The following is a 22,381-nucleotide window of genomic DNA, read 5'->3' as shown; positions in this document are numbered from 1 at the left end:
CCCCGCCTTCCCCCAAGGCCGGAGACGGCTACCCCACCTCGCAGTCTCGGACGAGAATCAGTCGAGGCAGAACTCGTTGCCCTCGATGTCCTGCATCGTGATGCACGACTCGTTGACGCCATCGGCGCGCTGCGTCAGCACGTGTTTCGCGCCGAGCGCCATCAGCCGTGCGCACTCGGCCTCAAGTGTGGCCAGGCGCTCCTCACCCACGAGCCCGGCGCCGGCCCGTACGTCGAGATGCACCCGGTTCTTGACGAGCTTGCCTTCGGGAACCCGCTGGAAGAGCAGGCGCGGGCCCACACCCGAGGGAGTCGGTGCACGCGAAGTAGATCTCATCCTCGGGCGGCAGCGAGTGGTGGTACTCCTCCCAGGTGGCAAAGCCCTCCGGGACCGGCGGTACGACGTACCCCAGCACCTCGCACCAGAAGGCGGCGAGGCGCGCGGGCCCCGCGCAGTCGAAGGTCACTTGGAACTGTTTGATCGTTGACATCGGCGCACGATAACAGGGCCTCGTTCACCTCCCCAGGCCGGTCGGTCCGCACGTAGCTGTCGCTGCGCTGTCGCCGTCGCCGCTCGCGAGGCCGATGGCGGCCTCGGCGGCGCGACGTGATAGCCATGCGGGCGTGAAACTCTTCAGACCGCCCGTGGCAGCGGCACTACTCGCGCTCGAGGTCTTCGCCGCTGCGGTCGTGCAGGTGGGGTTCGCGATCTTCGCCCTTGCCGACTGTGACCAGCCCTGGGAGGACCGGCAACCCTCCTGCGCCGCGGACGGGCTGGACCTCGGTCTCCGGCTCCTCGTCGTCGCGTTCAGCCTCCTCGTCGCGCAGCTGTGGTTCCGCTACGAGCGGGCGCCGCGCCGCCGGGTCAGGGTGCTGATGGCCTGGGTGGTGATCGTCCAGATCGCGGTGGTCCGAACGCTCTTCGACCCGGTTGCGCGGCCCGTCGGCGGTGAGTGGATCGAGGGAGTGGCCGTCCTGGCGGGCTGTGCCTATACCGCGACGACAGCGCTGCGCACGATGCTGTCTCCCGCTCCGTCCGAGGCGGCGGCGGGCTGATCCGCGTGCTGGTGCTCCGACAGGCCCCGCCCGCCGGGCGGCCTATGCCGGAGCCGCGGAGCTCCGACGGTCCTCGACATGGACGACATGCAGGTCGGTGCCGTCCTGATGGCGCCTGGAGCGTCCGTACAGACCGACAGCCACATCCTCGGGGCTCGTCGGCCCGTCCGGGGCGACGTAGGTGAGGACGTCCGGGTGGTGACCGGTCACCACCCACCCGTCGGCGTCCTCGACGTCGATCACCCCGAAGTCACCTGCCGAGGTGCCCGCATGGACCGGGCCGAACTCCCGGAGGATCCCGGTCGCCTGCTCGGCGAGGTCCCCGTCCGGGGCGGTCAGCACGACGCAGGTGCCGTGCTCGAACAGCACCCACGACTTGTGGGGGTCGATCAGAAGGCGCTGCCAGACGTCGATGAGTATCTCGGTGTTCACGGCGCCCATCCTGCCGCACCGCACTGACACCCCGTCGGGACGCCAGGCACCTTCCCGACGTCCATGTCCACGTCCACCTCCACGTCCTCGCTTGCGCCCGGCGGTCAGGGGACTGCCCTGCGCCCCGGCACCATGGCGGCCACCTCGGCGGCGGGGCCGGGCCGCCATTGATCGGAACGGTCTCCCTCTGGAAGGATGCGGTCCATGACGAACCGACGAAAGGCCCATGACGCGTAGACCGCCAGGCCAGGTGCGCGCTGAGCCGTCCCGCCGACGCCCATCCGCGAGGGCTGCTGGAGTGGGCGCTGCTGGAGCGGGCGCTGCACGGGCCTCCGGCACGCGCGTCGAGGGAGCTGCGGCGGCGGGTGCATCCGCTCGACGAGTTCTCCTCTTCCCGTACGATCGTGGATCCCTCCGCCGAGCCGTCACGGCCGTGGTGGCTGCGGAGATGCTGCACCGCAACCCGGAGGATGCCCCGTAGGCGCCCGTCCGCCGTCCGTGCGGGTTCCGGATCGTGCCCGCGGTGCGGCGGCGGACAGGACTACTGCGAGCGGTTCGACGCCGCGCTGTGCGCGGTGTGCGACCGGTGGGGCGAGAGCGTCTGCGGTGATCCTGACTGCACGTACTGCCGTCTGCGACCCGAATGCCCGAGCCTTGCCCGGGAATTCGCCCCTGCGGAGACCGTACTGCGGCGGGCGGCGAGGCTGGCCGCCCGCCGATCGCGATGGGCGCGTGCTGACATTTCGGCGAGCCGGGGCGGGCCGGGCCGATGACCGGGCGGAGGAGCAGCGCTCCCGAAGGCCGGCCGGGTGCCCACCGGAGCCGTCGGCTGCACGGGCGTCCGTCAGCCCGCCGGTGGCTCGCCGGTCGCGGCGGCCGGGGGACCGTCGGCGGGGTACGCCCTGATCGCGTCGATCAGGTTGCCGAAGACGTGCTCGGGAGGGATCCGCTGCCACAGCTCGTAGACCTTCAGGGTCTCCACCAGGGCCGCGTCGGGGCGCGCGAGGACGAACGACACGCGGCGGGTGGTGAGGAAGTCGAGGAGGCTGTGCAGGCGGACGCCCGCGGAGTAGTCGATGTCGGCGATCCCCGCGGCGTCGAGCACCAGCCAGCGCACCGGATCGGGTGCGTCGTCGACGAGGGCCCTGACCTGGTCGGCGAAGCGGCTCACGTTCGCGTAGAAGAGCTCCGCGTTGAAACGGAAGACGATCAGGCCGGGTGCGCTCTCGATCCCGGGCTCGGCGGCCCGGTAGGTGGGTTCGCCCTGCTCGGTGACCCCGACCACGAAGTCCCTGGGCCGGTACTCCCGCCGGATCACCTCGAACAGCGAGATGGCGACGGCCAGCAGGACCCCCTGCTCGACGCCGATGCCGAACACCGCGAAGGCGGTGACGGCGGCGACGACGAACTCGTTGCGGCGCCGGACGTAGATCCGCCGCAGGCCGCGGACGTCGACGAGGTCGAGCCCCACCAGGAACACGATCCCGGCCAGCACGGCGAGCGGCATGTCGGCCAGCAGGGAGGTGAGGACCAGCACGACCAGCAGCGTGATCAAGGCCGTGGTGAGGTTGGCGACCTGGGTCCGGCCGCGCTGCTGGTCCAGGATCTCGGTCTTGGTCGGGGACCCGTTGACGACGAAGGTCCCGCTGAACCCCGCGGCGAGGTTGGCGACCGAGAGACCGACCAGGTCGCGGTCGATGTCGACGTCGTCGCCGTGCCGCGTCGCGAAGGCGTGCGCCGTCGCCGCGCTCTGCGCCAGGATCAGGACCGAGCACGACAGCGCCACGGAGAAGACCAGGGACACGTCACCGGGGGTCAGCCCGCTCGGCATGCCGAGGGGCGGGAAGCCGCCCTCGACGGCGCCCACGACCGCGACCCCGTGCTCGGAGGCACCGGTTGCCGCGGAGACGGCGATCAGCGCGACCACCGCCACGACGGAGCCCGGGAACCGCGGCAGGAACCGCTTGAACGCCACGATGATCACGATGGTGGCGGCGCCGTAGGCCACCGTGCGCCAGGAGGCCTGGTCGAGGCGGCTCAGCCAGGACCACTGCTGCTGGAACCAGTTGCCGCGGCCCCGGGGAATGCCGAGCAGCTCGGGGAGCTGAGCCGTCGCCACCTGGATCCCGACTCCGGTCAGGAACCCGATCAGGACGGCCGCCGACAGGAAGTCCGCGAGGAAGCCGAGCCGCAGCAGGCGCGCGGCGGCCAGGATCACACCCGACAGCAGCGCGGTCAGCCCGGCCAGCCCGACCCACTTCGGCGAACCGGGAGCCAGGCCCACGATGCCCAGGTCGAGCAGGCCGGCGGAGAGGATCGCCGCCGTGGCGGAGTCCGCGCCGACGACCAGCAGCTTCGACGAACCCAGCAGGGCGAACGTGACGGCCGGGAGGATCAGGGTGTACAGCCCCGTGACGATGGGCATCCCGGCGATCGACGTGTACCCCATCACCTCGGGGATCGCGACCGCGGCGAGCGCCACCCCGGCGAGTACGTCCCGTCCCAGCCACGCCCGCCGGTAGCCGCGCATCGACGCGGGAACCAGGCTCGCCATGCCACTCACGCGGGCACCTCCCAGGCAGCCGGAGAACTCCCGACCCCTCATCATGGCCGCCGCAGGGGCCTCGGCACGGTATTTGGCCCGCGCGCGGGCACGTGGCGGTAACGGCTACCGGCTCCCGGCCCGGCCACCGGCTCCCGGCTCGGCCATCGGCTGCCGGCCCGGCGGCCGACGGCGGGCGGCGCGGCCGAGAACCCCGGCCGCGCCGCCGCACCGACCGGAATCAGGGCAGGTAGTACATCGGGTTCGGGATCTTGTACGTCTTGCCGGCGTGGCCGCCGGACAGGTCGCTGTACTGGTCACCGAAGTTGGCGACGATCTCGTAGCCGAGGCTCTCGATGTGCGCGCGGGTGCCGGACTTGTACTCGATGGTGGTGCAGGTCGCACCGCACGGCAGGTACGCCGGCGGGTTCTCCTTGTTCTTCAGGTACAGGTGCGAGGCGTCCGCGGTGGGGAAGCCCACGGCGGCCAGGTTGGCCGCGGTGTACGAGCGCTGCGACTCGGGACGCCCGGTGACGAAGAAGACGGTGTAGCCCTGCTGCTCGGCCCACTTCGCCAGGGTGTTCATGCCGAACACGGCCGGCATGGTCTTGGTGGCGATGTACTGCGCGTTGCTGGCGGGGTTGTAGACGAAGGTCGTCTCCAGCTCGTAGTTGTACGTCGACAGCGAGGTGTCGTCGACGTCCAGCACGATCGCCTTCTTCTTCTTGCCCTTGTCGTGGCGGGCGCGGTTGTCCAGGTACCGCTGGGCGTCCTTCTCGATCCCGGCAACCTGGTTGGCGTAGTTGCTGGTCGGCGACGCCCAGTGCTCGCCCTGCGCGTCCACGGTGTCGCCGTAGTACGCCTTGATGTCGTTGACCTCGTTGGTCATGTTGGTGATCTGGCGGTCGGTCCGCGGTGCCTTGGTGTCGGCGAGCGCGTAGCCGCCGCCCGCGACCAGCCCGCCGACGACCACGCCGACGGCGAGCGTGGCGATGGTCCGTGAGCGGTTCCCGAGAGTCCTGTCGGCCATGGTGGTTCCTCCCCGGCGCTGCGCCGGAAGGGAGACGCCAGTCGTCCCCTGATGGCCCCGGCGAGCGCGTGCGGGGATGAACGTACGGGCGGGTAACCAGGCAGGTCAAGCGACTCTACGCGCGAGGTCTACGCGCGGTGTCTACGCGCGAGGTCTACGCGCGCTGTCCACGTGCCTCGTGCACGCGTGACGCACGGACCGGGCGGTGCTGACGGTCCGTGGCCGGTGACCTCGGCGGGGCGCGGTCGTCAGGGTGGGTCACCGGCCGAACAGCGGGTGGGGTCAGCGGCCGAGCAACGGGTGGGTCAGCGGCCGAACAGCCGCCGCAGGCCACGGCGTTCGGGCTTCGCCGGCACGGCAGCCGGGGCCAGGCGGCCGGCCGCGGGGGAGGGCGCCGATGCGGGCAGGAGGTCGACCACGGCGGTCAGGAAGCCGGACAGATCGGCTGCCGGGCCCTTGCCGAGGTTGAGGTGGCTGCCGTCCGCCCATTCACCGAGCACCGTGTACGGCTCGCCGGTGAACGGGTTCACCGCGTGCTCCAGGGTGAAGTACCGGCAGTGGTCGGCGCCGGCCGGTTGGGCGACGGCGGTGTAGTACGCCTCGGCCGCCGCGGCGGGCCGCGGGAGCACGACCACCAGCAGACGGTGCGCGCCCAGCGTGATCAGGTCGGCCCGCAGGCCGTCGCTAGGCAGTCGCTCCCCGGCGGGGAGGCGGCCGCCGAAGTCGTCCCAGAGGGAGGCCAGTGCGGCAGTGGTGCCCTCCTCCGGGATGCGGTCCAGCATCCGCGGCCCGAGGTCCAGGGCGAGGCCCGCGAGCACCTTGTGCGCGAACTGGTAGTGGTGCGGCCGGGGGTCGTTGTCCACGAGATCCATGCGCGAAAGTATGCCGATCGCACCGGGAGGGGCCGAATCGATTCTCCCGTGGGGGCTTTGGCATGACGGACCGTCGGGCGACCGGCGGTGCGGCGGCCCGGAACGCCCCCGGGCGGTCGTTCACGAGGAAGGCATCAGGACGGTGTCGACGAGGTACACCGTGGCGTTCGCGGTCTGCACGTTGCCGCAGACGATCTTGGCGCTGCCGTTGACGGTGAAGTCGGCGCCGGAGCCGGTGACCTTCACCGCGGCGCCCTGGAGGGTCCTGTGGTCGCCGGCCAGCGCGTTCGGGGCCAGGGTCTCGGGGACGACGTGGTAGGTGAGGACCTTGGTGAGTCGGTCCTTGTCGGCGAGCAGGGCGTCGAGGTCCTTCTTCGGGATCTTGGCGAAGGCGTCGTTGGTGGGCGCGAACACCGTGATGTGCTGGGCCGAGTTGAGGGTGTCGACCAGTCCCGCCCGGGTCACGGCGGAGACCAGGGTGGAGAGCGCCGGGTTGTTTGAGGCGGCTGTGGCTACCGGGTCCTGGGCCATGTCGGCGAAGGAGCCGGCGCCGTCGGCCGGGACGGCCGCGCACCCGGAGCCGAACGGCTCCCCGGCGGCCGCCGCCGCTGCCGAAGCGGGCGCCGTGGCGGACAGCGTGAGGGACGAGCCGGCCGTGGTGGTCGGTGAGCTGCTGCCGCCGTTCGCGGCGGTGCCGCCGCTGCCGCCGCAGGCGGTCAGGCCGAGCGCGAGGGCGCCGGCGGCGCACAGGGCGGCGAAGGATCGGGTACGGGTGGGGCCGGACATCGGTGCTCCTCGGCTCGGGTACCGGCGGCGGGCCGCCGGGACGGGGCAGGTCAGCGGCGCTCGGGTGGTCACCAGTGGTGGGTGCGTCCGTCGCCGGCCGCCAGGACGGGCGGCGGAGGCGGCGGCGACGCGAGGTGGGCGTGGACCGTCTTGCCGCTCCCGGCGTCCAGGGTCACCGAGACCGCGTCGCACAGCGCGAGGACCAGGGCCAGGCCACGGCCGCCGGTCGCCGTGTCCGCAGTGACGACACGGGGCAGCGGCATCAGTCGGCTGGTGTCGCTGACCGACACCTCGATCCCGTCCGGGCCGTCGGCCAGGTGGAGACTCCCGGGACCGTTGGTGTGGCGGATCGAGTTCGTGACCAGCTCGCTGACGACGAGCAGGGCGTCCTCGCGCAGCGTACGCGGCAGCCGGGCCCTGAGCAGATAGGCCCGGACGTGGGCCCGGATGCTCGGCACGCACTGCAGCCGGTCGGTGAAGGACGCGTTGAACTCCCCGCCTGCCGTGGTGGCCGGGGCGGCGACCGCGACCGGGCACGGCGGTCGGGATCGTACGACGGTGGACATGGCCTGACGCTCCTTCCGGCAGGTGGTCGGCCTCGGTGGCCGGCCCGGCGGGCGGTGCGGCCCGCCGGGCCGGTGGCGCCCGGCGCCCGTGGACGCCGGGCCGAACGGTCGGGCCGGCTGCGCCGACCCGCTCAGCGGCAGTACCAGCCCGCCGGCACCCAGACGCGGTCCCGGTGGGCCGGGATCCACTTGTTCTCCCAGCCGGCCTTGTGCCACGTCTTGTGCCAGTAGCCGTGGTGCCAGTGGTGGTGGGAGTCCCACCAGCCCGGGTGCCACGTGTTGTGCCAGTAGCCGGCCTGCCAGACCTTCTGCCAGTGGCCGCCGACCCACTTGTTCTCCCAGTGCGCCGGGTACCAGCGGCACTCCTTGTCGTGCGAGACCGAGGACACGCTCGTGGTGGTCGTGGCCGAGGCGGTGGTGGCCGACGTGGCCACGGCAGCGCCGCCCCCGAGCATCACGCAGGTCGCGGCGACCGCCAGCGACCGCTTGGTTCGCGAAGTGCGCATCTCCCGCACCTCCTTCCTTCCTGATGAACCGTCGGACCTGACGGGCGTCGGGCGGAGGGGATTTCCTTCGCCGCCCGCTCGGCCGGGGTGGTTCTCCATGACCTTGATTCGTTCACGGGTATGCGCCGGACTGGCGAGAATTCCGGTCAAAAGTTCGACAATCGGACGGCCGAGTAGTCGCCCGCCCGCGAGCGGCCCGGGGTACCGGGCAACCAATGGCCCGTATTGCGGCCGTGCGCGGCCGGGAGGGCCGTGGGGCCGCTGTGACAGGGCACGGCCGGACATGCCCGGACGCACGCCCGGGCCGGGAAGATCCGAGGTCGCACCCATCCGAACCGGCCTCGGCACCGAACACAGTGCAGGGGCGCTCCGCCGAAGCTCCGGCGACTCGACACCGCCCCACAGCTCGCCCCGAACCGTCGGAGGTCACCCGATGCCCGTTGTTCCGCCACCGGACCGCGCCGGCCCCGCCCGGCCGCGAACCGGCGGCCCGACGAACCGGCGCGGACCACAGGGGCGCGCGCGGTGAGCCAGGCCTGCCGGGCCCCCGGGACCCCGTTCGACCACGGCCGGCTGGCCGAGCTGGTGGCGGACGTGGCCGTCGGCGACCACGACGCCTACCGCCAGGTCTACCGCGCCCTGGCCGGGCCCGTCTTCGGCCTGGTGCGGCACGTCCTGCGGGACCCCGCCCAGTCGGAGGAGGTCGCCCAGGACGTCATGCTGGACGTCTGGCGCCGCGCCGCCCAGTACCGGCCCGAGCGCGGCGGCGTGGTGCCCTGGGTGATGACCATGGCCCACCACCGCGCCGTCGACCGCGTACGGCTGGCGCAGAACACCGCACGCCGCGAAGAACGCGCCGCGGCCCAGGCCCACACCACCGCCTTCGACCAGGTCGCCGAACAGGTCGAGGACCGCCTCGACTGCGAACGCGTGCGCCACTGCCTCGCCCGGCTCACCGACCTCCAGCGGCAGTCCCTCACCCTCGCCTACTACCGCGGCCTCACCTGCCGCGAGGTCTCCGACCTGCTCAACGCACCACTGAGCACCGTCAAGACCCGGATGCGCGACGGCCTCATCCGGCTGCGCGACTGCCTGGGGGTGGACCCATGACCGACCCGGCCGACATCCACACCCTCTCCGGCGCCTACACCGCCCACGCACTGTCCGACGACGAGCGCGCCGCCTTCGAGCGGCATCTCGCGCGCTGCTCCCCCTGTCGGCGCGAGGTGGACGGGTTCCGTACGGCCCTCGCCCGGCTGGGCTGCGCCGAGGCGGCCGCCCCGCCCGCCGGCGCGGAGGAACGGGCCATGGCGGCCATCACCCGGATCCGCCAGTTCCCGCCGCAGGCCCCGGCCACCGATCGGCCGGGCAGGAGGACCGGCCTGCTCGCCCGTGCCCTCCGGCGCCCCGGCCGGTTCGCCCTCGCGGCCTGCCTGGCCCTCGCCGCACTCGGCGGGGCGGCCGCGGTCCACCAGTACGACCAGGCCCAGCACGCACGCACCGAAGCGGTGCGGCTGCACACCGAGCTGTCCGAGTTCACCGCCCTGCTCGCCGCCCCCGACGTGCGGACCACCACCACCCGGGCGGAGGGCGGCACCGCAACCGCCGTCTGGTCCGAGCAGCGCGACCGGGCCGCCTTCCTGGCCGCCGACCTCCCAGCCCTGCCGCCCGGCAAGGCGTACGAACTGTGGCTGGACGACGGCGGGGCCGCCCGGCCGGCCGGGCTGCTCCACCGGTCCGACGGCGGTCTGATCCTGGACGGCCCACTGGACGGCGCCCTCGGCATCGGCGTGACCGTCGAACCCGCCACCGGCTCGGCCGCCCCCACCTCCGACCCGGTCCTGCTGCTGCCCCTCACCTGACGCACCACGCGCCGCAGATGCCCGCCCCCCCCGCAGCGGTCGTGGCGTCGGCCACCACGCTGGAGCACCGGTCCGCCGGTGCCCACCAGGCCGCACTCGACGCGGCCAGGGCCGTTAAGGTCGGCAAGGACGGCACCGTACCCCGGCGGTGGCCACCCTCATCACCACCGCCATGGGCCGGCACGCAGACCACGCCGACCCCGCCGGGGCATGGACCGCCGTGCTCACCGGCCGCGGGCAGGCCGGCGATCACGGATGTTCCGCTGTCCGACCGGGCCGCCGTCCTCGATGCGCTCGGCAGAACGACCGGCGTGGGCGACCTCGCCAGGCGCGCCCTCCAACTGGAGGATCGGGCCGCGCAGACCGACCTGCTCGCGACCTGCAACGTCACCAGCCCCGGCGTCGTCGCCACCGCTGCCACCGCCGCCACCGCCGCCACCGCCGCCACCGTCGCCCCGTCGAGGCGATGCACGCCGCGATCCTGAACCACGTCCTCGGGCGGCACACCGTGCCCGACGACTTCCTGCCCCCGACCCGTCCCGGCCGGGCGGATCAAGCTCGTCGAATCCCACCCCGCAGTCCAGGTCCGGGCCGGGACCGCTGCCGGGCGACCTCTCGTTGCCGCCTGGCGCAGCGTCAGTCGATCTCCCCGAGCAGGTCGGTGACCTCCGCGAACAGCCTCTCGCCGGCCGTCGCGGCGGCCGGCGAGAGAGTGTCGAGGGTGAGGAAGCCGTGGACCATGCCGGCCTCGCACCGGTGACCGACCGCAACGCCCGCCGCGGCCAGCCGGGCGGCGTAGGCGTCGCCCTCGTCCCGGAGCGGATCGTGCTCCGCGGTGATCAGGACAGTGGGCGGGAGCCCGCCGAGATCGACGGCGTGCAGCGGGCTGACCCCGGGGTCGGCCCGCCGGGACGCGTCCGGGACCCACTGCTCGGCCCCCCAGGCGACGTCGTCGGTCGTCAGGCCCCACCCGGTGGCCTTCGAGCGCGTGCTGGGACAGGAGAGGGTCAGATCGGTGTTGGGGTACGCCAGGATCTGGGCGGCCGGCAGCGGCCAGCCTGCGTCGCGCAGCCGCAGACAGGCGAGCGCGGCGAGGTTCCCGCCGGAACTGTCCCCCATGACCAGGGTCGGGCCGGCGACCCCGAAACGGGCGTCGCCGCCGGGGAGCGCCCACCGGAGGACGTCCACGCAGTCGTCGACCGCGGCCGGCCACGGGTGCTCCGGCGCCCGGCGGAAGTCGACGCTCAGCACGGACGCCCCGGTCCCCAGCGCCAGCCTGCGGCACAGCCGGTCGTGCGACTCCAGATCACCGATCGTCCACATCCCGCCGTGCAGGAACACCACCAGCGGCCCGATCGCGGCCGACGGCCGGTAGAGGCGGCCCGCCACGGCGGTCGGGCCGACCGTCAGGTCCTCGACGTGAGCGATCCCGGGCCCCGGGGGCCGCGCTTCGGCGCGCAGCCGCTGCGCCCGCCGCAGCTCCGCCGCGCCGACGGCACGGGCCGGACGTCCGGGGTCCTGCCGCACGGCCGCGACGAAGGCGGCCAGTTCGGCATCGGCGAGCGGGGGAGCGCTGGGTTCGGCCATGCGGGCCAGGATGCCACCTCGGTCGAACGGCTGTACCCGGGAACGGTTTTCCGGTGTCGGTACCGGCACCGGAAAACCGTTGCGGGGTACGGCCGGCACACCGCCGTCCTGCGCGACGCGGACCGCCGCCCGGCAGGGCCGCCGCACGGACGAGCCCCGGATGAGGGGGCGCGGGACCGATGGTGCATGCTCGCGGACATGACTGAGTTCCGTGCGACATCGGCCGACGGCACCCGCATCACCGCTCTCGACGACGGCCGCGGACCGACCCTGCTGCTCGTGCACGGGGGCGGCGAGCGGGCCACCTCCTGGGGCGCCGTGACCCGGGCGCTGACCGGGGACTTCCGCGTCGTCCGGATGGACCGCCGGATCTACGTCCCCGGCGCCGTCATCGGGCCCGCGCACTCGGTCGCGGTCGAGGCCGCGGACATCCTGGCCGTCGCCGGGGCGCTCGACCGGCCGGTGCTCCTGGTGGGGCACTCCTCGGGCGCCGTCGCCGCCCTGGAGGCGGCGCTGCTCGCTCCTGCGGCGTTCGCCGGGCTGTTCCTCTACGAGCCGCCGATGCCGACGCGGTCACTGGTCGGCGGCCCGGCGGCGGGCCGCGCGCGGGCCGCACTCGCCGCCGGCGACCCGGCCGAAGCCGTGCGGATCCAACTGCGCGACATCGTGCGCATGCCGGCGGACGTGGTGGACGCCCTGGCCGCCGCACCCGGCGGACGCGAGGTGTTGGCGGCCAGGGCACCGGCCCAGCTCGCCGACGTGGAGGCCGTCGACCGCCTCGGCATCGGCGTCGACCGCTTCGCCGCCCTGGACCTGCCGACCACCCTGCTCGAAGGGGACCGGAGCCCGGCGCACCTGCGGGAACGGGTGGCCGACCTGGCCGCCGTCCTGCCGAACGCGCAGGTGCTCACGCTGCCCGGCCACGGACACGTCGCCCACCGCACTGCTCCCGTCGAACTGGCAGACCTGATAAGGGACATGGCCGAACGCGTACTCGTCGGCCGGGCCCACCCGCACCGCGCGGGCCTCAGTTCCTGACGGACTCCGCGATCAGCCGGGCGGCCCGGGCAGGCGTGAGGTGCGTGGTGTCGACCACCTCCGCCTCGGCGTGCAGCCAGGTACGGGCCGCCTCGGCGTACGGCTCCAGGTACCTGAGCCGGAACGGGGAGTCGGGGCCGGTGACGGTGTCGCCCGCGATCCGCCCGCGGAGGGTGGCCCGGTCGGCGTGGAGGACGAAGTGCCGTACCGGGATGCCGTGGTGGGCCAGGCCCGCACTGATCTCCCGCCAGTACTCCTCGACCAGCACGGTCATGGGCATCACCAGCGTTCCGCCGGTGTAGCCGAGGACCTGACGGGCGGTCTCGACCACGAGCGTCCGCCACGGCGGCCAGTGCTGGAAGTTGTCCGTCCGGGGCAGCCCGGGCGTGATGTCCATCAGCGTCTCACCGACCTTCTCGGCATCGAACACCCGTGAATCCGGGAGCAGTTGCTGCACGAGGGCGGCGGTGGTCGTCTTGCCCGCACCATGGGTGCCGTTGAGCCATACGATCATGGGCCCGATGCTAACGCGGTGCGGGCCGGGGCGACCGGTCCGCACCGGCCGCCGGGATCGGGTACCGGAATTGCCTGGTGCGGTGGGGGGAGTGGCGCTAAGCTGCCCGCGATGATCACTTCTCCTGCTCTCAGATCGGGGGTCCCGTCCGCGCAAGGTGAGTGCTGATGCTCACCACGACCGCGAACAGGGATACCCGCCTCTCCTTCTGGCTGCGCGTGCGAGAGTTCGCCGTGCCGCCCGCCATGATCGAAGCCGCCACCGTCCGCCGTTCGGCGGGTGACTGGGCGGCGGCATGCGCCGCCGCAGGCATCGACGTCGACCTCGACCTGCGTCGCCTCGCGCGCACCCACGGCCGGGAACTCGCGGCCCGGATCCGCACGGACCTCCGCCATCTGGCACCCGATCTGCTGCGCTGGCACATGCCGCGGATCGCCCCCGACGGCCTGCTGCGCCCCGGCCTGACCGTCACGCTGGCCCGGTACGACCGGGCCGAGGCTGCGGAGCCGGGCGGTCGGCATCCGGTGCACCTGGTGGTCCGGACCGCCCCGGCCTGGGCGGATGCGGGCCAGCGGATCAGCCTCGCGCTGTGGCACGGACCCCGGTCCGCCGCCGACACCTCGAGGCACCCGCACCCGCACCCGAACCCGCACTCGAACGGGCACCGGCACCCGCATCCGCGGCCCGACCGCCGGTTCCGCCTCGATCTGCACCGGCACCTCTGGGACGCCCGCCGGGCGCCCGAACTGCGCGCCCGCTCCGGGGCCGACCGCCCACCCACGGCCGGCCACCCGCCGTTCGACGGCACGGTGCCGACGGGCATCGGCTGCAACGTCGACCGGTGGGCCGACGAGGCCCGGATCCTGCTGCACGACGAGGGCCGGTCCGGCGGCGCCGTCACCGTACGGCTCGGCGCCCGGCACCGCCTCGTCCTGGAACTGGCAGACCGGGAGCGGGACCCCAACCTGTACCCGGATCCGTACCCGGACCTCCCCGGCCCGCCCGTGCTGCGGATCGCGGGAGCGCCCGGCGACGGCAGCGCGTCCGCGCTGCCCGTCCTGCCGGAGGCCGCCACCTGGGTGCCGCCCGACCTGGAACTGCTCCGGAGCGGCGCGATCGGGCCCGACCGGCTGCACCCGCTGGTCGCCGCCGCCCTCGTACCGGACCGGCCGCCGCCCGTCGCGCCGGCGGGCCGGGCCGCCAACGGGTCCGGGCATCGGGAAGGGCCGGGTGCGCCGCACCTCGTGGACTGCCGGGGCGCCCGGCACCGGATCGGCCTGGTCGACGGGGTCCTCGCCGCGCTGGACCACCACCCGGACGAGGTCCGCCGCGAGGAACTGCTCGCCGCCCTGACGGGTACGCCCTTGCCCTGTCTGCAGGCCATCGACGAAGCCCACCGGCGCCCGGAGTGCCTGGCCGGCGTCCGCGAACGCCTCGACCACGGCGACGTCGCCGGTGCCCTGGCCGTCGTCGAGGGGCTGCTCGGGCCCGCCGCGGTCCTGCGCAGCGGTGACCTGCGGGACGAACTCGAGGCGGCCGCACAGCAGCGGATCACCCACGGGCTGTTCCGGGCGGGCCTGGCCGGGCCGTCCGCCGACCGCCCGCGCCCGGACCGGACGAACCCGGCCCGTCCACGCCCCGTCGTCCACCGCGCACACCCGCGCCACGCGTCGGGCCGCTGACCCACCGGCCCCGCACTACAGCTCCACCCACATTCCACGCGCCACGACCCGACAGGTGATCAAACATGCCCACTCGCACCCCGTTCGCATACCCCGAAGCTCCCGAAGCTCCCGAATCGCCTGCACCCGACCGAAACCGGCAGCCCATTCCGACCGTTCCGACCACCTCGGCCACCTCGGCCACCTCGGCCACCTCGGCCACCCCGACCACCTCGGCCACCTCGGCCACCCCGACCACCCCGCCCTCCCAGCTCGACATCGCAGGCGACCTGCTCGCCCTGCTGCGCACGACCACCACCGAACCGCGCCCCGACACCCAGCTCGAGGCGCTCACCCTCGCGGTGGCCGCCGACCTCCCCGTCCTGCTGTGGGGCGAGCCCGGCATCGGCAAGACCGCGGCGCTCACCCAGCTCGCCGCCGCCCTCGACCTGCCGCTGACCACGGTGATCGCCAGCGTGCACGAGCCGTCCGACTTCTCCGGCCTGCCCGTCATCGGCGACAACCCCGCCGAGCAGGGCGTCCCGATGGCCCCGCCGGACTGGGCGGTCCGCCTGGTCCGGGCCGGCCGCGGACTGCTGTTCCTGGACGAGCTGTCCACCGCACCGCCCGCCGTCCAGGCCGCGCTGCTGCGCCTGGTCCTGGAACGGCGCATCGGCGCCCTGCAACTGCCGCCCGGCGTACGGATCGTGGCCGCCGCCAACCCGCGGTCATCGGCCGCCGACGGCTGGGAGCTCAGCCCGCCGCTGGCCAACCGGTTCGTCCATCTCCAGTGGACCCACGACCACGAGGTCGTCGTCCGCGGCCTCGGCGGGACCTGGCCCCGGGCCACCCTGCCTCGGCTCGACCCGCGCCGTTCGGCCGAGGCGGTGGACCGGGCCCGCCGCGCGGTCTGCGGACTGCTCGCCGCGCGCCCCGCCCTGGTCCACCGGCTCCCCAGCAGCGAGGCCCGCCGGGGCGGCGCCTGGCCGTCCCCCCGCAGCTGGGAGATGGCCGTGTGCCTGATCGCCTTCGCGACCGCGTCCGAGTCCTCCCGCGACGCCCTGTCCCTGCTGGTCCGGGGTGCCGTCGGCGACGGCCCCGGGCTCGAACTGCTCGCCGCGCTGGACCGGATGGACCTCCCCGACCCGGAGGAACTCCTCGCCGACCCGGCGGCTGCCGTGCTGCCCGAACGCGGCGACCTGCGCCAGGCCACCCTCGACGGCGTCGTGGCGGCTGTCGCCCACCGCCCGGAGAAGTCCCGCTGGGACGCGGCCTGGGCGCTGTTCGCCCGCGCGATCGAGACCGGCGCCCCCGACCTGCTGGTCGTCCCCGCGACCACCCTCGCGGCGCTGCGCCGGCAGGACTGGGAGGTCCCGGCCACGATAGAACGGCTGGGCGGGGCGGTCTCCGTGTCCCGGCGGGCCGACCGCGCGGCGGCCAGGGTCGCGGCCACCGCGGAGGCCGGCCGGTGACCCGGGACGTACCGGCGGACGCCGCCAGGTCCGTACCGGGACCCCGCCCTGGACCGGGACCCAGCGCCGTACCGGGACCCCGCGCCGAACCCGGACCCCGGCCGGTCCCTGAGCGGCCCGGTGGGCCGGCGAGCGCGGACGCGGAGGGGCCGGGGAGCGCGGACGCGGGCGGGCCGGGGAGCGCGGACGGGCCGGGGACGCTCGACCTCGAGAAGCTCCACGCCGCCCGCCTGTACGCCGTCCGGGTGCGGCCCTACCTGGCCACGGCGCTCTTCGCGCTGACGGTGGTGGAGTCGCGGCGGGTGCCGACGATGGCCGTCGACCGGTACTGGCGGTGCTACGTCGCACCGGGTTTCGTGACGCGGACGCGGGTGGAGGAACTGGCCGGAGTCTGGGTGCACGAGGTGTCCCACCTGCTGCGCGACCACCACGGGCGCAGCGACCGGGTCGCGCGCGAGCGGGGCCTGACCGGCCGGGGCGAGCGGCTGCGGATGAACATCGCCGCGGACTGCGAGATCAACGACGACGTCTACGGTGACGGCCTGCCCAGCCCCGTGGGCGCTGTGCGGCCCGAGTTCCTCGGGCTACCCGAGGGGGAGTTGATGGAGGAGTACCTGCGGCTGTTCCAGCTCGGTCCGCGGACGGCGTTCCTCGACTGGCTGGACTGCGGCAGCGGCGCCGACGGGCTGGAACGGGAGTGGGACCTCGGTCCGGAGGGCGCCCACGGGCTGAGTCCGCAGGAGTGCGACGCCGTCCGGTTCCGGGTGGCGCAGGGCATCACCGCCCGCCCGGGCGACACCCCGAAGGCGTGGCGTCGCTGGGCGGAGGAGGCGTTCCATCCGCCGCAGGCGTGGCGGGAGCTGCTCGGGGCGGCGGTCCGGTCGGCGGCCTCCGGGCCCGGCGCGGGCGAGGACTACAGCTACGGCCGGCCGTCCCGGCGCTCGGCCGGGCTGCCCGGTGTCGTCCTGCCCAGCCTGCGGCGGCGCCCGCCCAGGGTCTCGGTGGTCATCGACACCTCCGGGTCGGTCAGCGACGCCGAACTGGGCAGTGCCCTGCTGGAGGTCGCCGCGATCTCCCGCGCGGTGGGCGGGCGCCGCGACCTGGTGAGCGTCATCTCCTGCGACGCGGCCGCCCGGGTCGCCCACCCGCTCTGCCAGGCGGAGGGCATCACGCTGATCGGCGGCGGTGGCACCGACCTGCGGACGGGCTTCGCCCGGGCCTTGCGCGCGCAGGTGCCGCCGGACGTGATCGTGGTCCTGACCGACGGTCAGACCCCGTGGCCCTCGACCCGGCCGCCGTGCCGAACGGTCGTCGGCCTGTTCCCCGGGCGCGGCAGGGCCAGGTCCTGGAGCGAGGACGACCCCGACTACGTACCGGACACCCCGCCCGCCTGGGCCCGCGTGGTCGAGATCGGTCACTGAGGGTTGATACCCGATGTGGCCATCGGCGAGCTTGGTGCCGTCTACCAGCGGCAATAGACGGCCGAAGGGGCGGAGTCACGCGCGACGGAGCGGTCGTCTCCCGCGACGAAGAACAGCGCCCACGACAGGAGGCTGAAGTCGTGGTCAGGGGCCACAACACGTCAAGTCAGTAGGCGTGGACGGGCACCGGCCCCGGGACGCAGTCGGTGACCCGGTGGTGAGGGACCGTCATAAGGCTGGGCACGGCTGATGAGTTGTCGCGGGGTTCCCGGTTGCGGGCCGTAGCCGGACGATCTTGGTCGCTGCTATCGTGCCTGCGGCAGATTCGAACAGCCGGGTACGAAACGGGGATTCATGCACAAGTCACAGCGGGCGGTGGCCCTCGCATTCAGCGCTCTGGGCGTCGCCGCGGGAACGGTGTCGGTGGCGGCTCCGGCCGAGGCGGCCACCACGCCGAGCGGGGCCTGCGGCAGCGGCTACTACCAGATCGACCACCACGCCCTCGGGTCGGTGGCCGATGTCTACCTGTTCTACAACGGGTCGAGCAACTGCGCCGTCACCTGGGTGCGGAGCCCCAACGGGAGCAGGACCTACGACCTGCGGGTGAACATCGAGCGGCAGAGCGACCTCAAGGAGGCCGCCGACGGCGGCTTCTACAACTACTACGCGGGCCCGGCCAAGCTCAGCGCCGCCAACACCTGCATCTCTTGGGGCGGCTCCGCGGAGGGCATCCGCTGGGCGTCCGGCTGGGAGCACTGCGGCTGATCGGTGAACGGCCGCTGAGGCCGGGGCCCGGGACGGCGCGGCCGGCGGCTGCGATGACCGGCGGCTGCGGTGAACGGCGGCTGCGGTGAACGGCGGCTGCGATGACCGGCGGCTGCGGTGAACGGCGATGACGCGCGGTCACTCCGGAGCCGTCGCCCGCCTCCCGGGCCCGTTCGCGGCTACGGTCCCGGGTGGGGCGGCGGCGTCGGCCGGGACCGTGGTGCCGGGACCGGGCGTCGCCCGGGCCGTCAGTACGTGGGTGGTGCTGCCGTCGTCCTCGGTGATGTCGCGGACGTGCGCGAAGCCGATCCGGCGCAGCAGCGCCAGCGAGGCGAGATTGGGCGCGGCCACGGTGGCGTGCACCTCGGACAGCCCGAGGACGTCGAAGCCGTACGCGACCAGCGCCCCGGCCAGTTCCGTGCCGAGACCGGAGCCCCAGGCCCCCGGCGCGAGCGCGTAGACGATCTCGTGGCCGCCGACCGCCGCGGTCGGTTTGATCTCGGCGTGCCCGATCAGCAGCCCGTTTCGGCGGACGGCCCAGACGGCGAACAGGTCCCCGGCGTACACCTTGCTGAAGATCCGGCCGAACAGGGCCCGGTCCTCCTGCTCCGCAGCCGTGCCCTCGCCCATCCACCGCGACACCCGCGGATCCTGGAAGAGCGCGACGAAGTCCTCCTCGTCCGCGGGGACGTAGGGGTCCAGCAGCAGGCGCCCGGTGCGCAGGGTCGGCATCACGGGCGGGACGCTACCCAGCTCTGACCGGACCGGCAATCCGGTTTCTCCCGGTCCGGTGGCGGACCCGTGCGGCCCGCAGGCCCCGCGCCGGACGCAGGTCAGGCGCCGGGGCAGGAGCAGGGGCCAGGAGCAGGTCAGGCGCGGGTCAGGGCGGGGTCAGGGGTCGCGGGCAGAGTGGTGCACGTGAACGGCGCCGGGGAGTGAGGTCGGGGCCGGGAGCTGGGAGAGGTGCCCGGAGTGGTTGATCGGGGACCAGGGCCTTCGGGCCCGGATCGGGTGCCTCCGGGTGCCCACGCAGGTTCGAATCCTGCCCTCTCCGCCGACGCGGGCGGACCTCCGCCCCGCCTTCGCCCCGCCTTCGCCCCGCCTTCGCCCCGCCGTCAGGGGGCCGAGAACCAGACCTGCGGCAGGTAGCCCGTCGAGGCCCCGGTGGATGGCAGCCGGACACCCGGGTGGGCGGACGGATCCAGCACGGCCAGCACCTCGGCGGCGGGGTAGCCGAACAGGTCGACACCGTCGAGGACCACCGGCGCCGCGGACGGCCCGCCCGGTGCGGAGCCGTACCGGCCGAGCCGGACGGCCGCCAGGCCGGGACGGTCGTGGTCAGCGCGGCCGAGCCGGTCGGTGACATCGCCGTACGCGAGCAGCTCCAGCCCCTGGTAGCAGGCCGAGAACGCCCAACCGGCCTGGCAGACCCAGGTGGTACGGACGTCCGCCAACGTGGCCACCGCCCATTGCGACTCCCGCTCCGACCCGCCGAACCGCAGCACCCCGGCACCGGCCGGCAGCGCGAGACCCGTCCCCGGCAGCAACTCGAACATCCCCCGATGGTGGTGCCGGCACGGCCACCGCCGCAAGCCCGGCGCGGGGCGGCCGGCCGGAGGTCCGCGCTCCGGTCCGGCTACTCCCGCGCGCTCGCGGCGCGAACCGCCGGACCGGCCCTACCATGGCCGTGCCGATGAACGACACCTCCCCGCGCGGACGCAGGCCCGGCAGCCCGGACACCCGTACCGCCATCCTCGACGCCGCCCGCCGCCGCTTCCTGGCCGAGGGCTACCACGCCGTCACCCTGCGGTCCATCGCGGTCGAGGCCGCCGTCGACCCCGCACTGATCAGCTATTACTTCGGCTCCAAGAAGGGCCTGTTCGGCGCGGCCCTGGCGCTGGCCGTCAATCCGGCCGACGTCCTCGCCACCGTCCTGGCGGGCGACCCGGCCACCTTCCCGCAGCGCGCCCTGCGCGCCCTGCTCGCCGTCTGGGACGGCCCCGACACCGGCCCGACCCTGCTGGCCATGTTCAAGAACGCCGTCCAGGACGACACCGTTGCGGCCCTGGTCAGGGAGGCCGTCGAACGCGAGATCATCGACCGCATCGCGGCCCGGATCGGCGGCAGCGGGCGGCCGCGTTCTGCTCGCAGATGGCCGGCATCATCGCCACCCGCTACCTCCTGCGCCTGGAACCCGTCGCCTCGATGACCCACGACGACGTGGTCCGCCACCTCGGCCCGCCGCTGCGCCGCGCCCTCGAGGGCCCCGCACCCCGTACGCCGGCCCGCCCCGCCGCGGCGGCGGCGGACCGGCGCCGCGGCCGTCCCGGGGGCTGAGCCGCCCCGGGAGTCGAGGTGCGGGGGTGTGCCACGGATTTCATCAGGTGCCGAATTCTGCCCGGATCCGGGTCGACGCGCGCGGCCACGCCACTCCGTACGTGCCGGGACGACCCAGGTGGGACGGGTAGTGCGGGCTGCCGCGGCCGGGCCGGCGCCGCCGGACGCCTGCGCCGCGGGCCGGGAATAATTCATCGCCCTGGAAATCTGCCGACCGCCACGGCCAGCCTGGAGCACAGGTCGCCGGACCCGTCCGGCGCCGCCTCCAGGAAGAAGAATCCGATGCAAGCAGTCCAAGCCGCCGCGCCCGCGCCGCAGGCCCGGCACGGCCTCGTCCTCGCCGTCACCTGCCTCGCCCTCGGCGCCGTGGTCGCCGCCATGGCCTCCCTCAACGTCGCCCTGCCCGACCTGGCCCGGGAGACCCACGCGAGCCAGACCCAGCTCTCCTGGATCATCGACGCCTACAGCCTGGTGTTCGCCTCGCTGCTGCTGCCCGCGGCCGCCCTCGGCGACCGGTTCGGCCGCCGCAGGGCCCTGCTCGTCGGACTCGCCCTGTTCGGCGGAGGCTCCGGACTGGCCGCCCTCACCACCGACCCGACCGCGCTGATCGCCCTCCGCGGACTGCTCGGCGTCGGCGCCGCCCTGGTCATGCCGGCCACTCTGTCCACCATCACCACCACCTTCCCGCGCGCCGAACGGGCCCGCGCCGTCAGCATCTGGGCCGCCGTCGCGGGCGCCAGCGCCCTGGTCGGCCTGTTCGCCTCCGGCGTGCTGCTGGAGCAGTGGTCCTGGCGCTCGGTGTTCCTGCTCAACCTCGCCGTCGCGCTGGTCGCCCTGGTCGGCACCCTGCTGTTCGTCCCGGAGTCCGCCGAGCCCGACCGGCCGCGGCTGGACAGGACCGGCGCGCTGCTCGCCGTGGCCGGCCTGGTCGCCCTGGTGTACTCCGTGATCGAGGCACCCACCCGGGGCTGGGCCGACCCCGCCACCCTCGGCGGCATCGCCGCGGGGCTCGCGGTGCTCACCGGCTTCGTGCTCTGGGAGCTGCGCCGGCCGCACCCGCTGCTGGACCCGCGGCTGTTCCACAACCGCCGGTTCGCCGCCGGTGCCGTCTCGGTGATGCTCCAGTTCTTCGTCTTCTTCGGCTACATCTTCGTGATGATGCAGTACCTCCAACTGGTCCGCGGCGACAGTGCGTTGATGGCCGCGGTGGCGATGCTCCCGATGGCGCTGACCATGGTCCCGACCGCTCGCCTCACGCCGCGGCTGACCGCCCGGTTCGGCCTCGGCGGCCCCTGGGTGGCGGGCCTGCTGGCCGTCGCCCTCGCCATGGCCGTACTCGCCCGGCTCGACGCCGACAGCCCGTACTGGCTGGTCGCCGCCGGACTGGTGCCGCTCGGCGCCGGCATGGGACTGGCGATGACGCCCGCCACCACCGCCATCACCGACTCGCTGCCCCGCTCGCTGCAGAACATCGGCTCCGCCATGAACGACCTGTCGCGTGAACTCGGCGGCGCGCTCGGCATCGCCGTGCTCGGCAGCATGCTCAGCGCCGCCTACCGCAGCCACCTGCACCTGCCTGACACGCTGCCCCCGCACCTGGCCGACGCCGCCCGCTCCTCGCTCGCCGCCGCGAGCACCATCGGCGGCCCGGTCGCCGACCACGCCCGCACCGCCTTCGTCGACGGCATGCACCTGGCCCTGTACGGCGCCGCCCTGGCGGCGGTCGTGGCAGCCCTCGCCGTCGCCGCCCTGCTGCGCCACCAGCGGGCCGCGACCGGCGACGGCCCCGCCGTCGAGGAGCACGAACCGGACCTGAACATCGTCGAGTTGAACGCGGCCCGGTCGCCGAGCTGACCGACGAGGCGGCCGGACGCGGGGGGGGGTCTACAGGCGCCACCCCCCCCCACACCCCCCCCCCCCCAGCGGCGGCCACTC

22 protein-coding genes, 1 tRNA gene and 2 pseudogenes are annotated in these 22,381 nt (G+C 74.2%); 13 read left to right on the top strand and 12 right to left on the bottom strand.

Going from position 1 to position 22,381, the window contains the following annotated elements:
- Positions 1-57 precede the first annotated feature (57 nt).
- Positions 58-490: pseudogene (locus AC2TEW_RS16610) on the bottom strand (VOC family protein).
- Between the two features lie 133 nt (positions 491-623).
- On the opposite strand from AC2TEW_RS16610, the gene AC2TEW_RS16605 reads away from it, so the two are divergent.
- Positions 624-1,055 (top strand): hypothetical protein, encoded by a 432-nt coding sequence (locus AC2TEW_RS16605; RefSeq protein ID WP_484624114.1) that lies wholly within the window; start codon positions 624-626, stop codon positions 1,053-1,055.
- A gap of 42 nt (positions 1,056-1,097) precedes the next feature.
- On the opposite strand, the gene AC2TEW_RS16600 is transcribed toward AC2TEW_RS16605, so the two are convergent.
- The 7 genes from AC2TEW_RS16600 to AC2TEW_RS16570 form a co-directional block, all read right to left on the bottom strand.
- Positions 1,098-1,496 carry a hypothetical protein gene (locus tag AC2TEW_RS16600; RefSeq protein ID WP_484624113.1) on the bottom strand — a complete coding sequence of 133 codons (399 nt, stop codon included), beginning with the start codon at positions 1,494-1,496 and terminating at the stop codon, positions 1,098-1,100.
- 835 nt (positions 1,497-2,331) lie between these two features.
- Positions 2,332-4,041, bottom strand: a complete 1,710-nt coding sequence (locus AC2TEW_RS16595; RefSeq protein ID WP_484624112.1) for a SulP family inorganic anion transporter — start codon at positions 4,039-4,041, stop codon at positions 2,332-2,334.
- A gap of 229 nt (positions 4,042-4,270) precedes the next feature.
- Positions 4,271-5,059, bottom strand: a complete 789-nt coding sequence (locus AC2TEW_RS16590) for an HAD family acid phosphatase (RefSeq protein WP_484624111.1) — start codon at positions 5,057-5,059, stop codon at positions 4,271-4,273.
- A gap of 305 nt (positions 5,060-5,364) precedes the next feature.
- Positions 5,365-5,931 (bottom strand): hypothetical protein, encoded by a 567-nt coding sequence (locus tag AC2TEW_RS16585; protein ID WP_484624110.1) that lies wholly within the window; start codon positions 5,929-5,931, stop codon positions 5,365-5,367.
- A 120-nt stretch (positions 5,932-6,051) separates the two neighbouring features.
- The gene (locus tag AC2TEW_RS16580) at positions 6,052-6,717 is read right to left on the bottom strand and encodes a fasciclin domain-containing protein (RefSeq protein WP_484624109.1); all 666 of its coding nucleotides are present in this window, start codon (positions 6,715-6,717) and stop codon (positions 6,052-6,054) included.
- A 68-nt stretch (positions 6,718-6,785) separates the two neighbouring features.
- Complete coding sequence (locus AC2TEW_RS16575; RefSeq protein ID WP_484624108.1) at positions 6,786-7,283, bottom strand: ATP-binding protein; 498 nt, start codon at positions 7,281-7,283, stop codon at positions 6,786-6,788.
- A 131-nt stretch (positions 7,284-7,414) separates the two neighbouring features.
- Positions 7,415-7,789, bottom strand: a complete 375-nt coding sequence (locus AC2TEW_RS16570; protein ID WP_484624107.1) for a hypothetical protein — start codon at positions 7,787-7,789, stop codon at positions 7,415-7,417.
- 525 nt (positions 7,790-8,314) lie between these two features.
- Between AC2TEW_RS16570 and sigK the strand changes: the two genes are divergently transcribed.
- The 3 genes from sigK (at position 8,315) to AC2TEW_RS16555 (ending at position 10,136) form a co-directional block, all read left to right on the top strand.
- Positions 8,315-8,899, top strand: coding sequence for an ECF RNA polymerase sigma factor SigK (sigK, locus tag AC2TEW_RS16565; protein WP_484624106.1), 585 nt, complete (start codon positions 8,315-8,317; stop codon positions 8,897-8,899).
- Positions 8,896-9,651, top strand: coding sequence for an anti-sigma factor (locus tag AC2TEW_RS16560; RefSeq protein WP_484624105.1), 756 nt, complete (start codon positions 8,896-8,898; stop codon positions 9,649-9,651). Before sigK ends, AC2TEW_RS16560 begins: the two co-directional genes overlap by 4 nt.
- 311 nt (positions 9,652-9,962) lie before the next feature.
- A complete protein-coding gene (locus tag AC2TEW_RS16555; RefSeq protein ID WP_484624104.1) occupies positions 9,963-10,136 on the top strand; it encodes a hypothetical protein in 174 nt (57 codons plus the stop codon).
- Positions 10,137-10,287: 151 nt separating this feature from the next.
- Here AC2TEW_RS16555 and AC2TEW_RS16550 read toward each other — a convergent pair whose 3' ends face one another.
- Positions 10,288-11,238, bottom strand: a complete 951-nt coding sequence (locus AC2TEW_RS16550) for an alpha/beta hydrolase (protein WP_484624103.1) — start codon at positions 11,236-11,238, stop codon at positions 10,288-10,290.
- Between the two features lie 198 nt (positions 11,239-11,436).
- On the opposite strand from AC2TEW_RS16550, the gene AC2TEW_RS16545 reads away from it, so the two are divergent.
- A complete protein-coding gene (locus AC2TEW_RS16545) occupies positions 11,437-12,276 on the top strand; it encodes an alpha/beta fold hydrolase (protein WP_484624102.1) in 840 nt (279 codons plus the stop codon).
- On the opposite strand, the gene AC2TEW_RS16540 is transcribed toward AC2TEW_RS16545, so the two are convergent.
- On the bottom strand, positions 12,266-12,790 hold the full coding sequence (locus AC2TEW_RS16540) for an AAA family ATPase (RefSeq protein WP_484624101.1): 525 nt from the start codon (positions 12,788-12,790) through the stop codon (positions 12,266-12,268). The two genes, AC2TEW_RS16545 and AC2TEW_RS16540, sit on opposite strands and share 11 nt — an antisense overlap.
- 167 nt (positions 12,791-12,957) lie before the next feature.
- On the opposite strand from AC2TEW_RS16540, the gene AC2TEW_RS16535 reads away from it, so the two are divergent.
- The 4 genes from AC2TEW_RS16535 (at position 12,958) to AC2TEW_RS16520 (ending at position 18,109) form a co-directional block, all read left to right on the top strand.
- Positions 12,958-14,472: a hypothetical protein gene (locus tag AC2TEW_RS16535; RefSeq protein WP_484624100.1), complete on the top strand. Its 1,515-nt coding sequence runs from the start codon at positions 12,958-12,960 to the stop codon at positions 14,470-14,472.
- A gap of 65 nt (positions 14,473-14,537) precedes the next feature.
- Positions 14,538-15,923 carry an AAA family ATPase gene (locus AC2TEW_RS16530; RefSeq protein WP_484624099.1) on the top strand — a complete coding sequence of 462 codons (1,386 nt, stop codon included), beginning with the start codon at positions 14,538-14,540 and terminating at the stop codon, positions 15,921-15,923.
- Entirely contained in the window at positions 15,920-17,344 is a 1,425-nt protein-coding gene (locus AC2TEW_RS16525; RefSeq protein WP_484624098.1) for a vWA domain-containing protein, read from the top strand. Before AC2TEW_RS16530 ends, AC2TEW_RS16525 begins: the two co-directional genes overlap by 4 nt.
- 354 nt (positions 17,345-17,698) lie before the next feature.
- Positions 17,699-18,109 carry a spore-associated protein A gene (locus tag AC2TEW_RS16520; protein WP_484624097.1) on the top strand — a complete coding sequence of 137 codons (411 nt, stop codon included), beginning with the start codon at positions 17,699-17,701 and terminating at the stop codon, positions 18,107-18,109.
- Between the two features lie 138 nt (positions 18,110-18,247).
- Here the strand turns inward: AC2TEW_RS16520 and AC2TEW_RS16515 are convergent, their stop codons facing one another.
- The gene (locus tag AC2TEW_RS16515; RefSeq protein ID WP_484624096.1) at positions 18,248-18,844 is read right to left on the bottom strand and encodes a GNAT family N-acetyltransferase; all 597 of its coding nucleotides are present in this window, start codon (positions 18,842-18,844) and stop codon (positions 18,248-18,250) included.
- A gap of 222 nt (positions 18,845-19,066) precedes the next feature.
- Here AC2TEW_RS16515 and AC2TEW_RS16510 point away from each other — a divergent pair.
- Positions 19,067-19,163: transfer RNA gene (locus tag AC2TEW_RS16510), tRNA-OTHER, on the top strand.
- A 61-nt stretch (positions 19,164-19,224) separates the two neighbouring features.
- Here the strand turns inward: AC2TEW_RS16510 and AC2TEW_RS16505 are convergent.
- Complete coding sequence (locus AC2TEW_RS16505; RefSeq protein ID WP_484624095.1) at positions 19,225-19,665, bottom strand: hypothetical protein; 441 nt, start codon at positions 19,663-19,665, stop codon at positions 19,225-19,227.
- A 125-nt stretch (positions 19,666-19,790) separates the two neighbouring features.
- Here AC2TEW_RS16505 and AC2TEW_RS16500 point away from each other — a divergent pair.
- From AC2TEW_RS16500 to AC2TEW_RS16490, 3 genes and pseudogenes are all read left to right on the top strand, one after another.
- Positions 19,791-20,308, top strand: a pseudogene (locus AC2TEW_RS16500) (TetR/AcrR family transcriptional regulator); the annotation flags it as partial.
- Between the two features lie 6 nt (positions 20,309-20,314).
- Positions 20,315-20,446, top strand: coding sequence for a hypothetical protein (locus AC2TEW_RS16495; RefSeq protein ID WP_484624118.1), 132 nt, complete (start codon positions 20,315-20,317; stop codon positions 20,444-20,446).
- A 282-nt stretch (positions 20,447-20,728) separates the two neighbouring features.
- A complete protein-coding gene (locus AC2TEW_RS16490) occupies positions 20,729-22,300 on the top strand; it encodes an MFS transporter (protein ID WP_484624094.1) in 1,572 nt (523 codons plus the stop codon).
- Positions 22,301-22,381 lie beyond the last annotated feature (81 nt).

Source organism: Kitasatospora sp. NEAU-CNBT7, assembly GCF_057220535.1.
This window is presented reverse-complemented; position numbering and strand designations above follow the sequence as displayed.